General features: G+C 37.6%; 20 protein-coding genes, 1 tRNA gene, 1 other RNA gene and 1 other annotated feature. Of the genes, 8 read left to right on the top strand and 14 right to left on the bottom strand.

Features of this window, described 5'->3' with window-relative positions:
• Positions 1-314: 314 nt before the first annotated feature.
• From ACQKIH_RS21065 to ffs, 6 genes are all read right to left on the bottom strand, one after another.
• Positions 315-581, bottom strand: a complete 267-nt coding sequence (locus ACQKIH_RS21065) for a pro-sigmaK processing inhibitor BofA family protein (RefSeq protein WP_057990070.1) — start codon at positions 579-581, stop codon at positions 315-317.
• Positions 582-677: 96 nt separating this feature from the next.
• Positions 678-893 (bottom strand): YaaL family protein, encoded by a 216-nt coding sequence (locus ACQKIH_RS21070; RefSeq protein ID WP_057990071.1) that lies wholly within the window; start codon positions 891-893, stop codon positions 678-680.
• Between the two features lie 16 nt (positions 894-909).
• Positions 910-1506 carry a recombination mediator RecR gene (gene recR / locus ACQKIH_RS21075; protein ID WP_057990072.1) on the bottom strand — a complete coding sequence of 199 codons (597 nt, stop codon included), beginning with the start codon at positions 1504-1506 and terminating at the stop codon, positions 910-912.
• A 72-nt stretch (positions 1507-1578) separates the two neighbouring features.
• Positions 1579-1893, bottom strand: a complete 315-nt coding sequence (locus tag ACQKIH_RS21080) for a YbaB/EbfC family nucleoid-associated protein (RefSeq protein WP_427768699.1) — start codon at positions 1891-1893, stop codon at positions 1579-1581.
• Between the two features lie 27 nt (positions 1894-1920).
• Positions 1921-3675 (bottom strand): DNA polymerase III subunit gamma/tau, encoded by a 1755-nt coding sequence (dnaX, locus tag ACQKIH_RS21085; RefSeq protein WP_427768702.1) that lies wholly within the window; start codon positions 3673-3675, stop codon positions 1921-1923.
• Positions 3676-3849: 174 nt separating this feature from the next.
• Positions 3850-4116, bottom strand: an RNA gene (gene ffs / locus ACQKIH_RS21090) — signal recognition particle sRNA large type.
• A 131-nt stretch (positions 4117-4247) separates the two neighbouring features.
• On the opposite strand from ffs, the gene ACQKIH_RS21095 reads away from it, so the two are divergent.
• From ACQKIH_RS21095 to ACQKIH_RS21110, 4 genes are all read left to right on the top strand, one after another.
• A tRNA-Ser gene (locus ACQKIH_RS21095) sits at positions 4248-4340 on the top strand.
• Between the two features lie 157 nt (positions 4341-4497).
• Positions 4498-5760, top strand: a complete 1263-nt coding sequence (locus tag ACQKIH_RS21100; protein WP_427768704.1) for an ATP-binding protein — start codon at positions 4498-4500, stop codon at positions 5758-5760.
• A gap of 2 nt (positions 5761-5762) precedes the next feature.
• Positions 5763-6641: a response regulator gene (locus ACQKIH_RS21105; RefSeq protein WP_057990076.1), complete on the top strand. Its 879-nt coding sequence runs from the start codon at positions 5763-5765 to the stop codon at positions 6639-6641.
• 81 nt (positions 6642-6722) lie between these two features.
• Positions 6723-7991 carry a cation:dicarboxylate symporter family transporter gene (locus ACQKIH_RS21110; RefSeq protein WP_057990077.1) on the top strand — a complete coding sequence of 423 codons (1269 nt, stop codon included), beginning with the start codon at positions 6723-6725 and terminating at the stop codon, positions 7989-7991.
• 113 nt (positions 7992-8104) lie between these two features.
• On the opposite strand, the gene ACQKIH_RS21115 is transcribed toward ACQKIH_RS21110, so the two are convergent.
• Positions 8105-8731, bottom strand: coding sequence for an RraA family protein (locus ACQKIH_RS21115; RefSeq protein ID WP_057990078.1), 627 nt, complete (start codon positions 8729-8731; stop codon positions 8105-8107).
• Positions 8732-8890: 159 nt separating this feature from the next.
• On the opposite strand from ACQKIH_RS21115, the gene ACQKIH_RS21120 reads away from it, so the two are divergent.
• A complete protein-coding gene (locus tag ACQKIH_RS21120; RefSeq protein WP_427768706.1) occupies positions 8891-9271 on the top strand; it encodes a sodium:proton antiporter in 381 nt (126 codons plus the stop codon).
• Between the two features lie 72 nt (positions 9272-9343).
• On the opposite strand, the gene ACQKIH_RS21125 is transcribed toward ACQKIH_RS21120, so the two are convergent.
• Positions 9344-10012 carry a deoxynucleoside kinase gene (locus ACQKIH_RS21125; protein ID WP_427768709.1) on the bottom strand — a complete coding sequence of 223 codons (669 nt, stop codon included), beginning with the start codon at positions 10010-10012 and terminating at the stop codon, positions 9344-9346.
• 2 nt (positions 10013-10014) lie between these two features.
• Entirely contained in the window at positions 10015-10647 is a 633-nt protein-coding gene (locus tag ACQKIH_RS21130) for a deoxynucleoside kinase (protein WP_427768711.1), read from the bottom strand.
• 164 nt (positions 10648-10811) lie between these two features.
• Here ACQKIH_RS21130 and tadA point away from each other — a divergent pair, with 164 nt between their 5' ends.
• A complete protein-coding gene (gene tadA, locus ACQKIH_RS21135; protein ID WP_057990089.1) occupies positions 10812-11303 on the top strand; it encodes a tRNA adenosine(34) deaminase TadA in 492 nt (163 codons plus the stop codon).
• A 72-nt stretch (positions 11304-11375) separates the two neighbouring features.
• Positions 11376-12062 (top strand): YwaF family protein, encoded by a 687-nt coding sequence (locus ACQKIH_RS21140; RefSeq protein WP_427768713.1) that lies wholly within the window; start codon positions 11376-11378, stop codon positions 12060-12062.
• Here ACQKIH_RS21140 and ACQKIH_RS21145 read toward each other — a convergent pair.
• Positions 12057-12491 carry a GNAT family N-acetyltransferase gene (locus tag ACQKIH_RS21145; RefSeq protein WP_427768715.1) on the bottom strand — a complete coding sequence of 145 codons (435 nt, stop codon included), beginning with the start codon at positions 12489-12491 and terminating at the stop codon, positions 12057-12059. The genes ACQKIH_RS21140 and ACQKIH_RS21145 overlap by 6 nt on opposite strands.
• 61 nt (positions 12492-12552) lie before the next feature.
• Positions 12553-13845: a serine--tRNA ligase gene (gene serS, locus ACQKIH_RS21150; RefSeq protein WP_057990084.1), complete on the bottom strand. Its 1293-nt coding sequence runs from the start codon at positions 13843-13845 to the stop codon at positions 12553-12555.
• Positions 13846-13943: 98 nt separating this feature from the next.
• Positions 13944-14156 (bottom strand) — a binding site (T-box leader).
• Positions 14157-14310: 154 nt separating this feature from the next.
• Between serS and pdxR the strand changes: the two genes are divergently transcribed.
• Positions 14311-15708: a MocR-like pyridoxine biosynthesis transcription factor PdxR gene (gene pdxR, locus ACQKIH_RS21155; RefSeq protein ID WP_427768717.1), complete on the top strand. Its 1398-nt coding sequence runs from the start codon at positions 14311-14313 to the stop codon at positions 15706-15708.
• Here the strand turns inward: pdxR and asnB are convergent.
• The 3 genes from asnB to guaB form a co-directional block, all read right to left on the bottom strand.
• Positions 15705-17531: an asparagine synthase (glutamine-hydrolyzing) gene (gene asnB / locus ACQKIH_RS21160; RefSeq protein ID WP_427768719.1), complete on the bottom strand. Its 1827-nt coding sequence runs from the start codon at positions 17529-17531 to the stop codon at positions 15705-15707. The genes pdxR and asnB overlap by 4 nt on opposite strands.
• A gap of 114 nt (positions 17532-17645) precedes the next feature.
• Positions 17646-18980, bottom strand: coding sequence for a D-alanyl-D-alanine carboxypeptidase family protein (locus ACQKIH_RS21165; protein WP_427768721.1), 1335 nt, complete (start codon positions 18978-18980; stop codon positions 17646-17648).
• Between the two features lie 141 nt (positions 18981-19121).
• Positions 19122-20588, bottom strand: a complete 1467-nt coding sequence (gene guaB / locus ACQKIH_RS21170) for an IMP dehydrogenase (RefSeq protein ID WP_057990088.1) — start codon at positions 20586-20588, stop codon at positions 19122-19124.
• Between the last annotated feature and the right edge of the window lie 366 nt (positions 20589-20954).

The following is a 20954-nucleotide window of genomic DNA, read 5'->3' on the forward strand; positions in this document are numbered from 1 at the left end:
CATAAAGTTGATATCTATAATTTGTTTAAGTTCATCACTTAAACGTTTAAATCATTAACGTTTGCTTGTTCAGTTTTCAAGGTTCATGTTGTCGTCTCTTTTAAAGTTACGACTTTATTTATCTTAACATAATAATTCGTATTATGTCAACAACTTTTTTAAGTTGTTTTTTACTGTCTCTCGAACAGCAACCTTTATATCTTACCACCTTATTAACTTGTTGTCAACAGATGTTTTTTGATATTTATTGTTGTCCTTGCGACTTAAAATAATATACCACGATAACTTTAATTGCGCAAGCCTTTTCTACAAATTTATATAATCAATATTAATAACCCTATACAAAGTAGCCCTGGAATACCCAAAAGTGTAATCGTTACAACCGAAAAGGTATTAATCGGTAGATAAAAACCATATCGACTTAATATCATATTCCCTACAAATAGAAGAACAATTACTACCGCAAGCTTAAACCAAAACATCGCAAAATATTCAAACAGCGCGCCAAATCGTTTATTCTTTCTTACTAAAAATAAAAACAAGAGCAACAAACAGCCTAAAGCTACAATAATGTAACGCATCGCACCATCCTTTAAAGAACTTTAATGGTAACATATGCTGCTGTTGTCCCTCTTATTTCTACACAAACAATATTTCCTATCATATCTATTGTTTTATCATTTAATTAAAACGCGTCGAATGCGTGCTTCTTTATATAAATAATAATGAATGCTTTCCGCTTTTTTGCGTTCAGCGATAATATCTAGATTATAGTCATCCATCAATTCTTCAAAAACCTTTGCGTTATGCAAATCTTCTTTTGTTCCTTTAATAGAAGAAACTAGTTTTTCATCAAACTCTTTCTTTAATTTCCCTTTGCGCGAAAATAGCATGACTGTTCCCTCACTTTTATAGCTCGCGACGCCCTTCTAATGCTTTAGATAAAGTTACTTCGTCTGCATATTCTAAGTCTCCACCTACTGGTAAACCATGAGCAATACGAGTTGTGCGAATGCCAGATGGCTTAACAAGGCGCGAAATATACATTGCAGTCGCTTCCCCTTCAATTGTAGGGTTCGTTGCTAATATTAATTCTTGCACTCTTTCATCATGTAAACGTGTCAGTAACGAAGCAACATTAATATCCTCAGGTCCTACACCGTCCATCGGGGAAATTGCTCCATGTAAAACATGATACAATCCTTGATAATCACGCATCTTTTCTATTGCAATAACATCTTTTGGATCTTGAACAACACATATTGTAGATACATCTCGTTGCTTATCCGAACAAATATGACATGGGTCAATATCTGTTATATGTCCACATTGTGCGCAATACATTAAGTTTCGTTTCGCATCAACTAATGCTTTAGCAAAAGATAAAACGGTATCTTCCTTCATCGTTAAAACATGGAATGCTAAGCGCGCTGCTGTCTTCGGTCCAATTCCAGGTAATTTCATAAAACTATCAATTAACTTTGATATTGGCTCTGGATAATGCATTGATTTTTCCCCCTTTAAAAAGGCACACCTCAAATTGACTGAGATGTGCTTCTACAAAAACGAACGATTCAATTAGAAAGGAAGGTTCATTCCTTGAGTGAATTTGCCCATTGTTGATGATGTTGTATCTTCTACTTTTTTAAGCGCTTCATTTGTTGCCACAACGATTAAGTCTTGTAACATTTCGATGTCATCTGGATCTACTACCGATTCATCTAACGCAACTTCTACTAATTGACGCTGACCATTCATAACAACCTTGACCATACCGCCACCAGCAGTACCTTCGAATAGTTGTTCATTTAAAGCATCTTGCGCTTCTACCATTTCTTTTTGCATTTTCTGCATTTTCTTCATCATACCTTGCATATTACCCATACCACGCATAAATAATTTCCTCCTTGTACTTCATTATTATTCTTCGACAACATCAACAAAGTCTTTTCCAAATCGTTGCTCTGCCTCAACTATTAATGGATCTTGCACTTCCACTAGTAACGCTTCTTCCATAAAAGGTTGTTCTTCATGCAAATGTGGTTGTTGAGGTCCCTCATTTGAATTGGCTTCTTGTTTCTTTTGGTCTAAGCCATTTTCTTTTATATAATTCTCGCGCAACTTGATCCATGCTTGATCTGGTATACAAAGCACTTCATATTGAATGCCTGTTTCCATCGCAATTCCTTGCGTAAACAACGAAATAAGCCCTTTATTATCTGCTACCATTTGACAATGAATATCATACTTGAATTTTAACACAAAAGCATCCGAATTTGCCGCAACAGGCTCTGCATCAGCCAAAAGCGCTGCTTGAGACTTTTGCATTTGCGATAATGACATCGCCCATGCAGCTTTAATCTTTTGAATATCTGTCTTGCTCGCTGTCTTCAAGACTTCCTTAATACGCCCATTCGGAGGGTTATATTGATTGCCCACCGGTCGTGTACGCTGTGGCGTTGGACCTTTTGCTTGTTGCGCAGGCGCTCCTCCGCTTTGCAATTGTTGTGATAGCTGTCCAACAAGTGTTTCCAGTGAACTTAATTTCCCTGCTAACGTGGGATCTACTCCAGTTGTTACAGGAGCGTCCACTTTAAGTTGGGCCATTTTTAAAAGGGCTGTTTCTAAGTAAATTTTCGTGTGATGTGAAAAACGCATTTCCTGTTGTGTTTTCGCCAAAATATCGATAAACCCGTAAAGTGTGTCTGCCTCAAAGTTTTGGGCAAGTTCTACAAACTTCGATTCAATAGAAATAAACTCTAGCAGTTCCTCTAACGTACCATCCATTTGCAACAATAATAAATCGCGGAAAAATGTAATAAAGTCTTCTGCTAAACGTAACGGTTCTTTTCCATCTGCGATTAAACTTTCAACAATACTTAATACGCGCGCTACATCTTTTTCTTTTAATAAACAAGCAATATCATAAAATGCATCTTGGCTAACCGAACCTGTCACAAGTAATACATCTTCCAATTGAATGGACTCATTACTAAATGACACAACTTGATCTAATAAACTAAGGGCATCACGCATACCACCAGCTGCTGCTTGGGCAATCACTTTAAGTGCCTGCTCATCATAGTCCATTTGGATATCCTCAAGGACAATTTTCATTCGCTCGACAATATCTATAGAAGATAATCGTTTAAAATCAAATCGCTGACAACGGGAAATGATCGTTGCAGGGAGTTTATGTGGTTCCGTCGTTGCCAAAATAAATACCGCATGTTCAGGAGGTTCTTCCAATGTTTTTAATAAGGCATTAAACGCACTCGTAGACAGCATATGCACTTCATCAATAATATACACCTTAAAACGCGCGTCTGCCGGTGCAAAACGAACCTTCTCGATAATATCGCGCATCTCTTCTACTCTTGAATTGGAAGCTGCATCAAATTCGATGACATCCGTGTGTGATCCTTCTGTAATGCTTTTACATGTAGCACATTCATTACACGGCTCGCTAGCAGGTGCATTTTCGCAATTTAACGCTTTTGCGAAGATTTTTGCTGTACTCGTCTTCCCGGTCCCTCGAGGTCCAGAAAATAAATAAGCATGTGTTGTTTTATTCCCGAGGAGAGCATTTTGAAGGGTTCTTTTCACATGTGTTTGACCTGACATTTCACGAAATGATTGTGGTCGATAAACACGATAAAACGCTTGATATGTCAACCTTTCCCTCTCCTTTATCATTAAAATTTTATACCTTTATTATAGCATATCCTTAACTGAAATATATTTTGAAATACGTCTAATTGATTCGATAGAAAGGCTACTATTTATTATTTTCTACTAAAAAACGCACTCATCTCTAATGATGAATGCGTTTGAATTAGCAATTTAATGCCGTGCACCTTTCTTCGACTGCCGCACATAAGCGTTACTTCTGTCGCTAGCTCAAGTTAGGCGACCCTGCGGCACATGAGTGATACCACTTAATGCTGCTTCCTTCCGGACCTGACATGGTTCATGGGTACTTATTGCGCAGGACCCAACCGTCAACACTGCGTGCAAAAGGCAGACCAAACAATACGGACAGCCTAAGAAAGGAATTCAATCTTGCTAGAGCGGATTGCAAGTTACAGGGCACCGCTACCTCCCCATCTAGCACGGCACTACCTAGTATACTAAGCGCCTACTAAAAATGCAATAAGTTGCCTCCACAATTTTTAAAAAATTATTATTGACTTATATCTTTTCATATGATAACTTTATACATGTTGAAAAAATGATATTACCAATTTGGAGGTATACCCAAGTTCGGCTGAAGGGATCGGTCTTGAAAACCGACAGGCGGGTAACACCGCGCGGGGGTTCGAATCCCTCTACCTCCTCCATTTTAAATTTCACCGTTACTAGTCGTAACGGTTTTTTCTATTTTATAAACACAAAAACGCACTATATCTTAAAAGATATAGTGCGTTTTTGTGTTTATATGCATTCTTTTCTTGTAAAATGAAATACTTAATACTATGTAGTAAAGGCGGTTTTTTTTTGGAAACAACACAGCCTCTCACAAAAATAACGAATACTATTTTAATTATGTTAGCCATTGCACTACTAACTGCCATTGGTAGTGAAGTAAAAATTATGCCTTTTGACAATGCGCCATTTCGATTCGGACTTGGCAGTATTATTTTCTTTTTCGCTTTGTTAATACGCCCAGTACCACTCCTGCCAACAGGAATTATTACAGCGATTACAGTTATTACTTGGCGCACTGGATTTAATTCGCTACAAAATGAACATACTACTTTTGCTTCATTCATTGAGTATATACCTGCTGGCCTCTTTTATATTGTATTTGCGCTATGCTTACGTGTTATCCCATTTGAAAAGATTAAAAAGCACCCGTTCCTTTTAGGCTTGTGTGGCATGTCATTTGAGGTCATCGCTAATACATCCGAACATATTGCACAAGCTATCCTATATGCACCACAGTTAAATACGTCGAATTCCCTTTTATTGTTTGGATTAGTTGGATTTTTACGAAGCTTTTTTGTTGTAGGTTTATATAGTGCCATCACACTTTCCGAGCAAAAAAAACAACTGCAACAATTAATGACTATCCAATCCGGGTTATTCGTGGAAGCGCTTTATATTAAAAAATCAATGGAGCACGTTGAACAATTAACTGCAAATAGCTATCAACTTTATAAAAAGTTAAAAACAATTGATTCGAATTTAGGGAAAGAAGCTTTATTAATCTCTCAAGAAATCCATGAAGTAAAAAAAGATCAGGAACGGATCTATGCTGGCTTATCAAAAATTACCAACAAAAAGTTAACTGATGCCTTTTTACTATCTGATTTACTTAGTTATATTGTAGAAGCAAATCAAAACTATGCACAGCTCCTAAAAAAGGATATTCATTTTAAAACACTTTGCTCAAATGATTTTAAAACGAAGGAGCATATTGCCTTATTGGCCATTTTAAATAATTTAATGGCCAATGCAATCGAAGCAATTGAACAACAGGGCGTCATTACATTAGCAGTGAATATTCATTCTGATATCACTGAATTTATCGTAGAAGATTCAGGAATGGGTATAGCCAAACATCTTTTACCTGTTATTTTCGATGTCGGCTATACTTCAAAATTTAATACATTAGGCAATGCATCAACAGGTATCGGACTATCACATACGAGTACAATTATTGAAAATTTACATGGTTCTATTACAGTCACAAGCGAAGTATTAACACGTTTTACTGTACGAATACCGACAATTTTTTTACGTGAGGAGGAAAATTAACAATGCGCTATTTTATCGTTGATGATGATCGCGCTAGTCGCGCAATGTTAGCTGCTATTATAGATGAATTTGAATTAGGTACGGTTATTGGAGAGGCAAATAACGGCGTAGATGCTATCCCACAAATCCTCATGATGCAGCCAGAATTTGTTTTAATTGACCTATTAATGCCTCATCTGGACGGGATTGAAACAATTGATCATCTTCATCAAAATGGATTTGAAGGAAGCTTTATAATGATTTCTCAAGTCGTCAATAAGGAAATGGTAGCAGAAAGTTACGAAAAAGGAATCGAGTTTTTCATTCATAAACCTATAAATAAAGTCGAGGTACAAATGGTGCTAAAACGGACGGAAGAAAAGCATCGTTTAAAAAATTCAATTATGGCCATTCGGCAATCTCTTACGAACTTTGAAGTGCCTGATGTTAAAAATACAAAAAAAACATCGCGCGACCATATTCAATCAATTTTAAATGATATGGGGATCGTTGGAGAGATTGGAAGTGAGGATATCATTCAAATTATTGAACAATTGCTCATTGATAAGCACAAAATCGCACCTCTTCCACCATTGAAAGAAATTTACGAAAAAGTGGCTATGCTCACTAAAAATACACCTGATGATGTTTTAAAAGAAAGTAAAGCAATTGAACAACGTGTGCGACGTACGATTTTGGCAAGCATGATTAACTTAGCGAATCTCGGCATCGTCGATTATACAAATTCCGAATTCGAATACTATACACCACGCTATTTTGACTTAACGGATATCCGATACTTAATGCAACAAATAGAAAATAATGGACAACGAAAAGCAAAGGTCAACATAAAAAAGTTTATCCAGGTTTTATATTCAGAAATAATTAGTAAAGCAGATTAGTCGGATTTTGTCGGATTCTGTATTTATCTTATAGAATTGGTTTAGGCTAGTCCTAAATCTAATTTTATTAGGAGGAACTATATGTTGAAAAAGTTTAAACTTAGCTTAGCCGCGCAAATTTTAATCGGTTTAGTTTTAGGAATAATTGTAGGTGCTGTATTCTATGGAAACGCTAACATACAAACATACTTACAACCTATTGGTGACATTTTCTTAAACTTAATTAAGATGATTGTTGTACCGATTATTATTTCGACTTTAATTGTCGGTGTCGCTGGTACTGGTGACATAAAGCAATTAGGTCGTCTTGGCGGAAAAACGCTTATTTATTTTGAAGTTATTACAACAATAGCTATTATTGTTGGTTTATTAGCAGCGAACATCTTCCAACCAGGTGTTGGTATTGATATGAGCCAATTAGAAAAGTCAGATATTTCTGCGTATGAAGAAACATCTGCTCAGCAAGAAGATCAAGGTCCATTGCATATTTTAGTTGATATTGTACCGAGTAACATTTTCGATGCAATGGTTTCAGGCGATATGCTTGCGATTATCTTCTTCTCTGTCATCTTCGGTCTTGGTGTTGCCGCGATTGGAGAACGAGGTAAGCCTGTTCTTGCATTCTTCCAAGGAACCGCCGATGCGATGTTCTGGGTGACAAACTTAATAATGAAATTCGCTCCATTTGGCGTATTTGCATTAATTGGTATTACCGTTTCCAAATTTGGGTTATCCTCACTTGTCCCACTTGGAAAATTAGCTCTCCTAGTTTATGGGACAATGATCTTCTTTGTTATCGTTGTATTAGGGACAACGGCGAAAATTTTCGGCATTAACATCTTTAAATTAATTCGTATGATTAAAGACGAGCTATTACTAGCATTTACGACGTCATCATCTGAAACTGTACTACCTCGCCTCATGGAAAAAACAGAAAAAATGGGTGCACCAAAGGATATTGTTTCATTTGTTATTCCAACTGGTTACTCATTCAATCTGGATGGTTCAACACTTTACCAAGCAATTGCAGCGCTCTTTATTGCACAAATGTACGGTATTGATTTATCAATCATCGAACAAATTACATTAATGCTTGTGTTAATGGTAACGTCAAAAGGAATCGCAGGTGTACCAGGCGTTTCATTCGTTGTACTGTTAGCCACATTAGGTACTGTTGGTATTCCGGTTGAAGGTTTAGCATTCATCGCAGGTATTGACCGTATTTTAGATATGGGACGTACAGTTGTAAACGTTATTGGGAATACAATTGCTGCTCTTGTTATGGCGAAATGGGAAAAACGCTTTGATGAAAAGCAATTTGCTGAATATCAAGCAACTTATTTAAAATAATTTAGTAAAAGGACATCGCTTAGCAATATCGAAAACGTAGATGTCTAAAATGAAAAACGCATCATTCCAATTTTTACGTTGGAATGGTGCGTTTTTCATGTAAATTTGCTGAATCAAGTTAACACTTTCGCCAAATATGCACGAATTGATTGCTCACCGTTATGTAATGCTTGTTGTTCACGCACCTCGTCCTTTGCAACCTTTTCCTCTGCCCCTTGGATTACCTGCTCAATATCTGCTTGTGGGATAATGACAATCCCATCAATATCTCCAATAAGGTAGTCGCCCGATTGGACAACGACACCACCTAAGGAAATCGCTCCCCCTACTACACCGCCACCATGTTTATTGCCCGCTGCAACTGTTGTCCCTAATGAAAATATCGGAAAGTCAATGGCCCTCGCTGCTGCTAAATCACGAATTACACCATCTACGACAAAGCCTTGTACACCTACACCTTGTGCAAGCTGCATAACAAAATCGCCAGCAACCGCACGATTCGTATTACCCTTTGCATCAATTACTAAAATATCCCCTTTTTCCGCCTTACTAATCGCCTCTAGCACCGCCCCATTTTCCCCGTCTGGCAAGCGCACTGTTACTACACGTCCCGCTATTTTAAAGTGATCAGCTAACGGCTTAATCGATGCATCCACATTTGTGTGTCCCCCTGTTGCATCAGAAATTGCCGTTGTTGGTAGTGCGAGTAAGCGTTGTTCTAACATTGTTACTGTCGTCATATTTCCATCCCCATTTCATATGCTTTTACAAACCCCAAAATTTGTAATTACCTCTTAGCATAATAGATAACTCTTTTTCATTGCAATATTTTTCTGAAAATTCCGTTACAACATTCTCCTTTTGGGGAATACTATTTACATATAAAAGGGGGCTCATGTATGAACAATACACTAATTCAACAGTCAATTAATGACGCTGGCATGCCTATTTATAAAATGACTACTTTCGATATTGATGTCGTCGCCCGATTAACAGGGGGGATTGCGCCTACTATTGCTTATTTCCATAAAGAAAAAGAAGTAACCGATGATATACGCGCCATCCGCTTTCATTTTGATAATCCCGCCTCTTATATTGAAGATTATAATAAGTTCCAATCCATGCTATTCGAAAAAGAGCAGCGGGCCATCAATGAATTGTATGAATCATTCAGTATCAAACCAAAAAATATGTCCAGTGGCATGCAGCTTATATGGAGTTTCTTTGTTTTTCTGCTCATTACCGTTCCACTTATACTCGCTGTATTTATATTAAAATGAGCGAATACCTTTTCGAATAACGCAAAAAGGTATTTTGAATGTGAGATCAAAATACCTTTTATTCAAGCTATATTACTTTCTTAAATGACTCGTTTGTGCCAGCATATGACCAATCCGTGCCACAATATGATCCACTTGCTCTGGGTTTTCCATTAAATCATAATCATTAATATTTATACGCAGCACTGGACAAGCATTGAAGTCGTTGATCCAATTTTCATAGCGACTATGCATCTCTTCCCAATATACATGTGGTGTTTGTTGTTCCATCTCACGCCCGCGCTCTTGAATTCGTCCAATGACATCATCCATTGGGCCTTCTAAATAAACAAGTAAATCGGGATGAGGGAAATAAGGGGTCATTACCATCGCGCCAAATAAATTCGTATACGTTTCGTAATCTGTCGGCGTCATTGTCCCTTTATCATAGTGCATTTTTGCAAAAATCCCCGTATCTTCATAAATTGAACGGTCTTGAATAAAACCTCCACCATATTCGAAAATACGCTTTTGCTCTTTGAAACGCTCTGCTAAAAAATAAATTTGTAAATGGAAGCTCCATTTCTCAAAATCCTCATAAAATTTATTTAAGTAAGGGTTCGTATCTACCTTTTCAAAAGATGTCCGGAAATGTAACGCTTCTGCTAACGCGTTTGTCATCGTGGATTTTCCAACACCGACTGTTCCTGCAATCGTAATAACTGCATTTGCTGGGATATTGTATTTCTCTCGTAAATTCATGATTACCGCAAACTCCTTTGTTGCAACTTTTTTTCAATAATTTTTAGTATATTTTGCAAATCTGCTTCATTTTTCACAAAATCAAGCGCATCCCCATCGATATGAATAACAGGTATTTCTGGGTGCATTTTCTCAAAGCGACCAATAAATTCATGGTAATCCTCTGATAGTTGCTCCATATAATCACGTGAAATATTTTTCTCAAATTCACGACCGCGCATGGCAATTCGCTCCATCACTTTATCAAGGCTCGCATGCAAATAAATGACCATATTCGGTCTTGGCATATCTTTCGTCAAGATGTTATAAATGGCCTCGTACTTTTCATATTCAGTCGGCTTTAATGTTCGTTTCGCAAAAATTAAGTTCTTAAAAATATGATAATCCGCTACGACTGAACGTTGCTTCTCTAAAATATGATTAACATCCGAAAGTTGCTTGTAACGATTGCATAGGAAAAACATCTCTGTTTGAAAGCTCCACTCATCTATATCCTCATAAAACTTCCCTAAAAACGGATTTTCATCCACAATCTCTTTTAATAAATGGTATCCAAACGCCTCTGATATTGCTTTTGATAACGACGTTTTGCCCACACCAATCGGACCTTCTACTGTTATAAATGGCTCAGACACTAGAAGTCCCCCTTCTCTATATAGTCAGTGCTTTTCATTCTATCATAGTGAATAGGCGACAACAAAAGAATTCAATTTGTAAAAGTACATATCCTATTTCCTTTAATTTTTAGCCTGCATTTCAAAGCCATGCTACAATTAACGAAAAGGAGCAATTACACATGATGATAAACAATAAAGACCAATATTATATGGAAGTAGCACTAGAAGAAGCAAGGAAAGCAGCTGCGCTAGGAGAAGTGCCAATCGGTGCAGTCATCGTCTATCAAGATGAAATTATTGCACGTGCACACAATTTACGAGAAACATCACAAAATGCATTAACGCACGCAGAAAGTATGGCAATTCAGGAAGCTTGTAAAAAAATCGGGAGCTGGCGCTTAGAAGAGACGACCCTTTACGTCACACTGGAGCCTTGCCCAATGTGTGCTGGCGCTATATTACAATCACGAATTCCACGCGTTGTGTACGGCGCACGTGACTTAAAAGCGGGCTGCGTTGATTCGTTGTACCGACTGTTAAACGATGCGCGATTTAATCATGAATGTGAAGTAACAGAAGGCGTTTTAGCAGACGCATGTGGACAAATTTTAACTGACTTTTTCCGCGCATTGCGTGAACGGAAAAAAGCTGAAAAACGATTAAGAAAAGAATAACTACTAAAGCATACTTAATATTAGATGGTGATAATTCACAACTCTTCTTCCCCCATCAATAGGAGGCTTTCTATGAACGGATTTACATTATTCGACACCACTCATATTATGTGGCTTGCTAGTATATTACTTGTATTAATTTTTCTAATATATCTTTATAAGTTTTCTAATATAGTAAATCAACAACTTTATTTGAAATTTATTTTTTGGCTATTACTTTTATTAGAATGCGCTAAGCAACTCTTTTTACTTGTCCAAGGGAGCTATTCCTACTGGAGTCCGCCACTGCATTTATGTGGGCTCGGCATTTTCATCACAGGTTGGCATGCTTATTTGGGAAGTCGGACGACTGCAACTTTACTGTATGCTTTAACACTTCCTGGTGCTGCCATTGCACTCCTTTTTCCAGGTTGGACAGCTGATCCAGTAGGGAGTTTTCTCCATGTGCACAGTTTCTTATTTCACGCATTACTGCTCGCTTTTATTATCCCATTACTCGTAATGGAGCAACTTGATTTACGATGGCAAGATTTATGGAGAGCGGTCGTATTTTTAGCACTCACTGTACCACCCATATATATATATAATAGCTACTTTCAGACGAATTTTATGTTTTTAAATCGGCCTGTTTCAGGTACACCGCTACAATGGCTTTTTAGTGCATTCCGCGCATCTGGCTATTTAGCTAGCTTAGCATTCGTTCTATTAATCTATTGGTGCATAGCATACGCACCGTTACTCAAACGAAAAGAGCTATAATGCCTTTTCAAATACAATTTTATGACGGCCCTTTGCATCGGTAAATGTTGAGATGATTTCAAAGCCTGCTTTTAAATTCACAATTAGCATTGCTTTCTTTTCATTGCGACCATATGTGCGAACGCGGCTATAACCATGCTTCTTGCACCATTCATGCTGTGCTGTCATACATTTCATTGCAACACCACGTTGTTGAAATTGTGGGTGAACCCCACCAAGCCAACTATAAAATACCCCATCTGGCTGCTCATATCCCAATTTGAACCCTGCAACAATGCCCTCTTCCAAAGCAATGACAGCTAATAAATTTAACTTTTGCTCGAGCTTTTCTCCCTTCAAAATTGCCCCATCAAAAACTGCTCGATGTACTTGTTGAATACCGTCTAAAATAGATTTTGGTATTTCTTGTTGAAATAACTGGATTTCCATTTCATTCCCCTTCCTACTGTTCAAAAAAAGGGGTACTCTTTGTAAAAGAGCCCCCTTCTCATTATTTTGCTGAAATGACTTCTACGCCACCCATGTATGGACGTAATACTTCTGGAATGATAACAGAACCATCTGCTTGTTGGTAATTTTCTAAAAGTGCTGCTACTGTACGGCCAATTGCTAGACCTGAACCGTTTAATGTGTGTACATATTCTGGTTTTGCATTCGGCTCACGACGGAAGCGAATATTGGCACGACGCGCTTGGAAATCTTCAAAGTTTGAACAAGATGAGATTTCACGGTACATATCTTGCGCTGGAATCCATACTTCTAAATCGTATTTTTTAGCAGCAACGAAACCTAAATCTGCTGTACACATTTTTAATTTGCGGTAAGGTAAACCTAATAATTGCAATACTTTTTCAGCATGACCTGTTAATAATTCTAACTGCTCATAAGACTCTTCTGGTTTAACAAAACGTACTAATTCGACTTTATTAAACTGGTGCTGACGGATTAATCCGCGCGTATCCCGACCTGCTGAACCTGCCTCTGAGCGGAAGTTTGCACTGTACGCTGTAAAGGCTTGTGGCAACATGTCTACCGTTAAAATTTCATCTCGGTAATAGTTAGTTACCGGTACTTCTGCTGTTGGGATTAAGTAAAAGTCTACTTCATCTTCCTCACGCACCAGTTTGAATACATCCTCTTCAAATTTCGGTAATTGACCCGTTCCTGTTAAGCTATCGCGATTAACGATTTGTGGTGGCAACATTTCTGTATAGCCGTGGTGATCTGCATGTAAATCCATCATAAAGCTAATTAACGCACGCTCTAAACGCGCACCTAATCCTTTATAAAATAGGAATCGGCTACCCGCCACTTTTGCACCGCGTTCAAAGTCCACGATATCTAAATCTTTTGCGATATCCCAGTGTGCTTTTGCTTCAAAATCAAATGTCGGTACGTTCCCCCATTTATAATCTTCTACATTATCGTCCTCTTCCGTTCCTACTGGTACAGATTCATGTGGAATGTTTGGTAAACGCATCATCATATCTTTAAATTCTTCTTCAATTGCATTTAACTCCGTATCAAGCGTTTTAATTTCATCGCCAACTTGACGCATACGTGTTATTACTTCAGTTGCGTCTTCTTTATTACGTTTCATGACAGAAATTTGCTCTGATACTTTATTACGCTCAGCCTTTAATTCCTCTGTTTTAGCAATTAACTCACGACGCTTTTTGTCTAGTGGTTCAAAGTTATCTAAGTTACCTAAATCTTCATTACGCGTCAGAAGCATTTTTTTCACTTCTTCAAAATTATCACGAACACGTTTAATATCTAACATATTTTCTTCCTCCTAAGTCAATTGAATTGATGATTTTTTACGCTTCAATACGTTAGTGTATTAGCGAATTGAACACAAAAAAGCCCTCCATCCCTAATGAAAGGGACGAGAGCTACCCGCGTTGCCACCCTAATTGAATAGAACAAGTCTATTCCACTTACTTAAATAACGACTTTGGTAAGCCGGCCAAGTTAAAAAACTTCAACTTCGCATCTCCAGGACGGATTCACAAGTGTTTTTATCAGCTTCCACCAACCGCTGACTCTCTTTGAAAAAACATACTCACTACTACTTCCTATCATCGAATTCAACTATAAATTTAACCATACTGTACTATATACATCGCATTTTGGCAAGTTTCTGCTAAAGTAATCCGAACAAAAGTGGTTTATGCTATACTTTTCTGACATTGTTCAGTTATTAAAAATATAGTATTTAAATACAGTCAAAAAGGGAGGAATCTTTATGCTTTATTTTCAATTATACAAAGAAAATAGTATTCCACTATATGAACAACTTTATATTGGTATAAAAAATGCCATTTCTAAGCAGCAATTAGCTGTCGGTGTTCGTCTACCATCCAAACGGGAGCTGGCTGATTTTTTTAACATAAGTCAAACAACAGTCGAACTAGCATATGCACAACTTCTAGCAGAGGGCTATATTATGTCTAAGCCGCGTGTTGGTTATTTTGTCGAGGAGATTGATGAGCTTCCGTTTATTGCGAGGGTGAATGCTGAAATCCTTACTACGCCGAAAGAAAGACTTACATACGCAATCGAATTTTCATCTGCTCAAATCGATGAAAATTCCTTCCCTTTTACGATTTGGCGTAAATATGCAAAAGATGTACTCGATACGCCTTTTAAGCATTTATTACAAACCGGTGAGCGACAAGGAGAGTTGGCATTACGAATTGAAATCGCCAACTACTTACATCAATCACGCGGCATTAAATGCACCCCTGAACAAATTGTTATTGGTTCAGGTACAGAGCAACTGCTGCCCATGATTTTAAAGTTATTTGATGATCATGCAAAGTTAGCTCTAGAAAATCCGGGTTACTCACCAATTCATCGAGATCAGCTAAAGCAGCGCGCTATCCCTGTGCCCATTGATACGGATGGACTCATTATTGAGGAATTACAGAAAACGGCGGCAAATTTAGTTTATGTGACCCCTTCACATCAATTCCCAACAGGGGCCGTTCTGTCAGCCAATCGGCGCACACAGCTGTTGAAATGGGCTGCACAAGCACCTGATCGTTACATTATTGAAGATGATTATGATAGTGAATTTCGCTATACCGGAAAACCAATTCCTGCCCTGCAAGGACTCGACCAAAATGAACGCGTCATTTATTTAAGTACATTCACAAAATCACTGATGCCATCGCTGCGTGTAGCCTTTTTTGTGTTACCGCCTGAATTGCTGAAGCGTTATCAAACTGATTTTACGCATTATTCGGCAACCGTCCCTCGGTTTGAGCAACATATTTTAGCAAGCTTTATGAAAGACGGTCATTTTTCAAAGCACTTAAATCGAATGCGCAAAATTTATCGGAAAAAGCATGATAAGTTAATTGAAATTTTTTCTAGCCAGTTTCCTGAAGTCCATATTTCAGGGGATGCAGCAGGGACGCATTTACTCATTTCCGTACCACATCACCAAACTGAACAACAGCTTCATGACATTGCTTTAAAACAGGGAATACACATTGCCCCGTTATCAAACTATACGTTAACTGCAAATCAGTCTCGTGAACGTGTATTTTTATTAGGCTTTGGCAATATTCCACTAACATTATTAGAAGATTACATTCAACAATTAATGATTTGTTGGGGTATTCAAAAAAGGAATTAAAACGGCACAATTTCAATTTCATAGTGGTCAAACCAATAATGCAACTGAATTAAATAGGCGATTAATTGAGGCCCTGCCATCAATTGTCCGAACCATGGAACTGTGAAAGATTTCCCTCCTGATTCAAGAAGCTGATGCAGTTTTTCTTGATTAAATAACTCGTGGAGCACAGATTTTTTGTGATTTAAAATAGTACGTAATTCCTGCTGCACGCCTATTGTATACGCTGGGTGATACGTTTTTGGATAGGGGTTCTTTTTACGATAGACCACATCTCTTGGTAAGATGTCTTCAAAAGCACGTCGTAAAATGCCCTTCTCCATTCCTCCAGCCATCTTCATTTCCCAAGGAATATTCCATACGTATTCCATAACGGTATAGTCTGCAAAAGGCACACGCACCTCGATACTCGCTCCCATACTCATACGATCACTACGCTCTATTAACGTTTGCATGAAATACATATTATTTAAATAAAATAATTGCTGGCGTTTAACTTCTGTAGCATCTCCAACAAAATGAGGCATTTCTTTTACAGTTTGTTCGTAACTATTGTGCATATACTCCGCAACTTTAAGCCGGTCTTGCCAAAGCGGTGTTAATAATTGTTGGCGTTCCTTTGTTGAACGGAGCCACGGGAAGTGTTGCTGTTCCTCTTGCTCATGAAACCAAGGGTAGCCACCAAATACCTCATCTGCACATTCACCAGATAAAGCAACGGTAAAATCACGACCAATTTCCTTACAAAATAAATACAGTGACCCATCGATATCGGCCATACTTGGCATATCCTTCATATATAAAACATCTTTTAATGATTGCACTAGTTGGTCTTGTTTAAGTATGATTTCTTGGTGCTTTGTTTGGAAAGCTTGTTGCATCTTCTCTATCCAGTAGCCATCTTGTGATACTTGAAACGCATTCCCTTTAAAATGCTGGTCATTGCCTTCATAATTGACAGAGAATGTACTTAAAGTTTGATTCGTTTGCGCATATTGCTGAGCTGCAACAGCTGTAATAATACTTGAATCTAGACCACCTGAAAGCATTGTGCAAAGAGGTACATCACTCATTAATTGGCGTTGAATCGCCTCCGTTACAAGGCATCTCACCTGTTCAACCGTATCGGATAAAGAATGCGTATGTGTTTTACTTTGAATATCCCAATAACGCCAACATTTTAGTTGTGACTTTGTTACAGTCATCGCATAACCTGGCTTTAATTCTAAAATATCTTTAAATATACCATCTCCGGGCGTTCGGGAAGGACCTAAGCTTAATAATGCGGCAAGACCTCGATAATCTACTTGAGCCTTTATGTTTGGATGGCTTAAAAGCGCTTTAATTTCTGAACTAAATAAAATTCCATCTGGCAATTGCTTATAAAAAAGCGGCTTTATTCCTAAATGATCGCGGCATAAAAATAAGTTTTGTTGGTCATCATCCCATATAGCAAAGGCGAAAATTCCGTTGAAATAATTTACGCATTGCTCACGCCATTCTATAAATGCAGTTAAAATCACTTCCGTGTCTGAGGTTGTTGAAAATTGATGCCCCTCTTGTAGTAATAAATCGCGCACAGTTGCTGTATTGTAAAGCTCTCCGTTATATACAATCGTCAGACCCTGCTTTGTCATGGGCTGCCCACCACCGCCTAAATCGATAATAGAAAGCCGACGATGTCCAAGCAATGCATGCTCGCTACAATGAATTGCCCCTGCATCTGGACCGCGATGAATTAATGTAGCAGTCATCTTCTTTATATCCTCCGTATGATGGCTTAAATCCTGTTCAAAATTAATCCAACCAACAATTCCACACATATTTTCACTCCCCCCATCCATTACTTTATGAGATAGATAAAAATTGTATAATTTGTCCTAACAAAAAACACATAATTCTCGAGTAGAGAATTATGTGTCTTAATTTTTATATTCTTAGATTGTCCCACCAATAAAACCAAATACACCACTCCATAAGTTACTGAAGAAGTTCCCGATTCCTTGGAAGAATAGTGATGCTTTTCCTGCACGTTCTACGCCTTCTGTTGTCACGACATCTGCTGTAATGCCTGAACCATCAATAAAGCCATAATCTGTGCCCTCTGTACGCTCCACTACAACTTGTCCAACAACTTTACCTGCTTTGACACCTGCTTCTAATTCCTCGACATCTAAAGATAATTTAGGAACGTACAAGTCTTTTTCATTTGTATTAACCATTATCGAAATCGGCTCTTTGACAGCAATATTAACTGCATCTTCTTTACCTTTTGTCACAGCTAATGATTTTTGTTTTTCAAAAATGTAGTTGGCTGGAATAATTTCGTGTTTTGTAAATTGACCAAAACCATAATCAAATAATTTTGCTGTTGCATCAAAACGCGCCTTATAAGAACCGACACCTTTTGAATCCACTGCCTTCATTACAACTGTAATTAAACGCGTATCCCCACGTTTTGCTGTTCCAGTAAAGTTATGTCCTGCAAAGTTCGTTGTCCCCGTTTTTAACCCATCTACGCCTTCATATTTATAAACAAGGCCTGGTAGCATGAAGTTCCAGTTTGGCATTAAAGTTGCATCTGATGTACCTTCACGGAAAACTTTTTTCTCAATCTTAGAAGTTTCTAACACTTCCGGGTGACTCTTCAATAAATTGTAAGCAAGCTTTGCAACCGAGCGAGCTGGCATGACGTTTTCATCATTTTCACCAGTTCCATCAGGATGCATCCCTACTAAATCTGAATTATTTAAACCTGAAGAGTTTACAAATTTATAGTTTTCTAAACCTAACTCTTCTGCCTTTTTATTCATTAATTTTAAAAACTCTTTTTCCGTACCAGCAATTGTTTCAGCAATTGCAATCGTTGCTGCGTTAGCCGAATAAATTACCATTGCTTCATATAACTCTTTAATTGAATACGTACCATCTGCACGTAAAGGAACGTTACTTAATAACCGATTTTGAGAAACTTTATATGTATACTCGTTTACGTTATATTGTTGATCCCACGTTACTGTACCTTCTTTAATAGCATCCAGTAATAGATACTCTGTCATCATCTTCGTCATACTTGCAATCCCAAGTGGTGTTCCTGCATTTTGCTCATATAAAATCTTTCCTGAATCTGCATCAATTAAAATTGCTGCATCCACGGTTAACCCTAAATTTGTCTCCGCATTTGTTGTAGCAGGTGCTATTCCTAACATGCTAAGCAACAACATTGGAATCAATAAAAAACTTAGCATTGATTTTTTGTTTACTTTCTTCACAAGGCTACCTCCAAATAGTTATTAATTTTCTTGTCTTCGTCATTTTATCATATGCCCTACTCAATTGGGGATTCCTTTTCATAAAAAAACGCTACTATCATCATATCTTTGACGATAGTAGCGCTTGAAAGTTTCATGTAATTATTGGATAGAGTAATTTGGTGCTTCTTTTGTAATTTGTACATCATGTGGATGAGACTCACGTAAGCCTGCACCTGTCATTTTAATGAATTGAGACTTCTCACGTAAGTACTCAAGGTCTGGTGCTCCACAGTAGCCCATACCTGCGCGAATACCACCTAATAGTTGATGGATTGTATCTGCTAAAGGTCCTTTGTAAGGAAGACGACCTTCAATACCTTCTGGAACTAATTTTTTCGCATCTTCTTGGAAGTAACGATCTTTAGAACCCTTTTCCATTGCACCAAGTGAACCCATACCGCGGTATACTTTAAAACGGCGACCTTGGAAGATTTCCGTTTCACCAGGAGATTCTGAAGTACCTGCAAGTAATGAACCAAGCATTACGACATGTCCACCTGCTGCAAGAGCTTTCACAATATCACCAGAATATTTAATACCACCGTCAGCGATGATTGTTTTACCTAGTTCACGTGCAATTGATGCTGCATCATAAACTGCTGTAATTTGAGGTACACCGACACCCGCAACTACTCGAGTCGTACAGATTGAACCTGGCCCGATACCTACCTTAACAACGTCTGCACCTGCTTCAAATAAAGCACGAGTACCTTCTGCAGTTGCTACGTTTCCAGCTATAATATCTAATTCTGGGTATGCTGCACGAATATCTGCAATTGTGTTTAAAACACCTTGTGAGTGACCATGTGCTGTGTCAATTACGATAATATCTACTTGTGCTTCTACAAGCTTCGCAATACGTAACATAGTGTCTTTAGAAACACCTACTGCTGCTCCTACTACTAAACGGCCATGCGTATCTTTTGCAGCATTTGGGAATTCAATTACTTTTTCAATATCTTTAATTGTAATTAAACCTTTCAACCTGCCATCTTCATCTACAATTGGCAATTTTTCTATTTTATATTGTTGAAGGATCTTTTCAGCATCTTCTAATGTTGCGCCAACAGCTGCTGTAATTAAGTCCTCTTTTGTCATCACATCATCAATTTTCAAAGAGTAATCTGAAATAAAACGTAAATCGCGATTTGTAATAATACCCACTAATTTTTGATCTTCCATATTATTTACGATAGGAACACCTGAAATGCGGTATTTGCCCATTAAGTGCTCTGCATCAAATACTTGATGTTCTGGCGTTAAGAAGAATGGATTTGTAATAACGCCATTTTCAGAACGTTTAACTTTTTCAACTTCTTCTGCTTGTTCGTCAATGCTCATATTTTTATGAACAATTCCGATACCGCCTTGACGTGCCATAGCGATCGCCATTTTTGCCTCTGTTACAGTATCCATCCCTGCAGAAATCATTGGAATATTTAACTTAATTTTCTTTGTTAATTGGACAGATAAGTTTACATCTTTCGGTAAAACTTCAGAGTGTGCTGGCACTAATAATACATCATCAAATGTTAAGCCTTCTTTAGCAAATTTTGTTTCCCACATTTTTGAAAATTCCTCCTGTTATTAAAGAATATTATTGTAAGGTTATCAACGTGGACCTCGACTGTCAAGAATCTTTTAAAAGTAAAATAATTCGGAAAATTGAACTTTTTTGAAAGTAATATTTTTTCTATCATACTACATTTTTTAACATTAAGAAAAAAATTTGATTTCCCCTTAATTTATATATACTTATTATTTTTTTATTTCTACATCAGCTTTTACTTTCACTTCATATATTGCAATTATTTTGTTAATAACAGTATTTTTGTTTACAAAAAACCCACTGATTTCTCAGTGGGTCTTACTGTGCGAAGCGATGTCCTACTCTCACAGGGGGAAGCCCCCAACTACCATCGGCGCTAAAGA

The organism is Solibacillus cecembensis, from assembly GCF_050272495.1.
Lineage (GTDB): Bacteria > Bacillota > Bacilli > Bacillales_A > Planococcaceae > Solibacillus > Solibacillus cecembensis.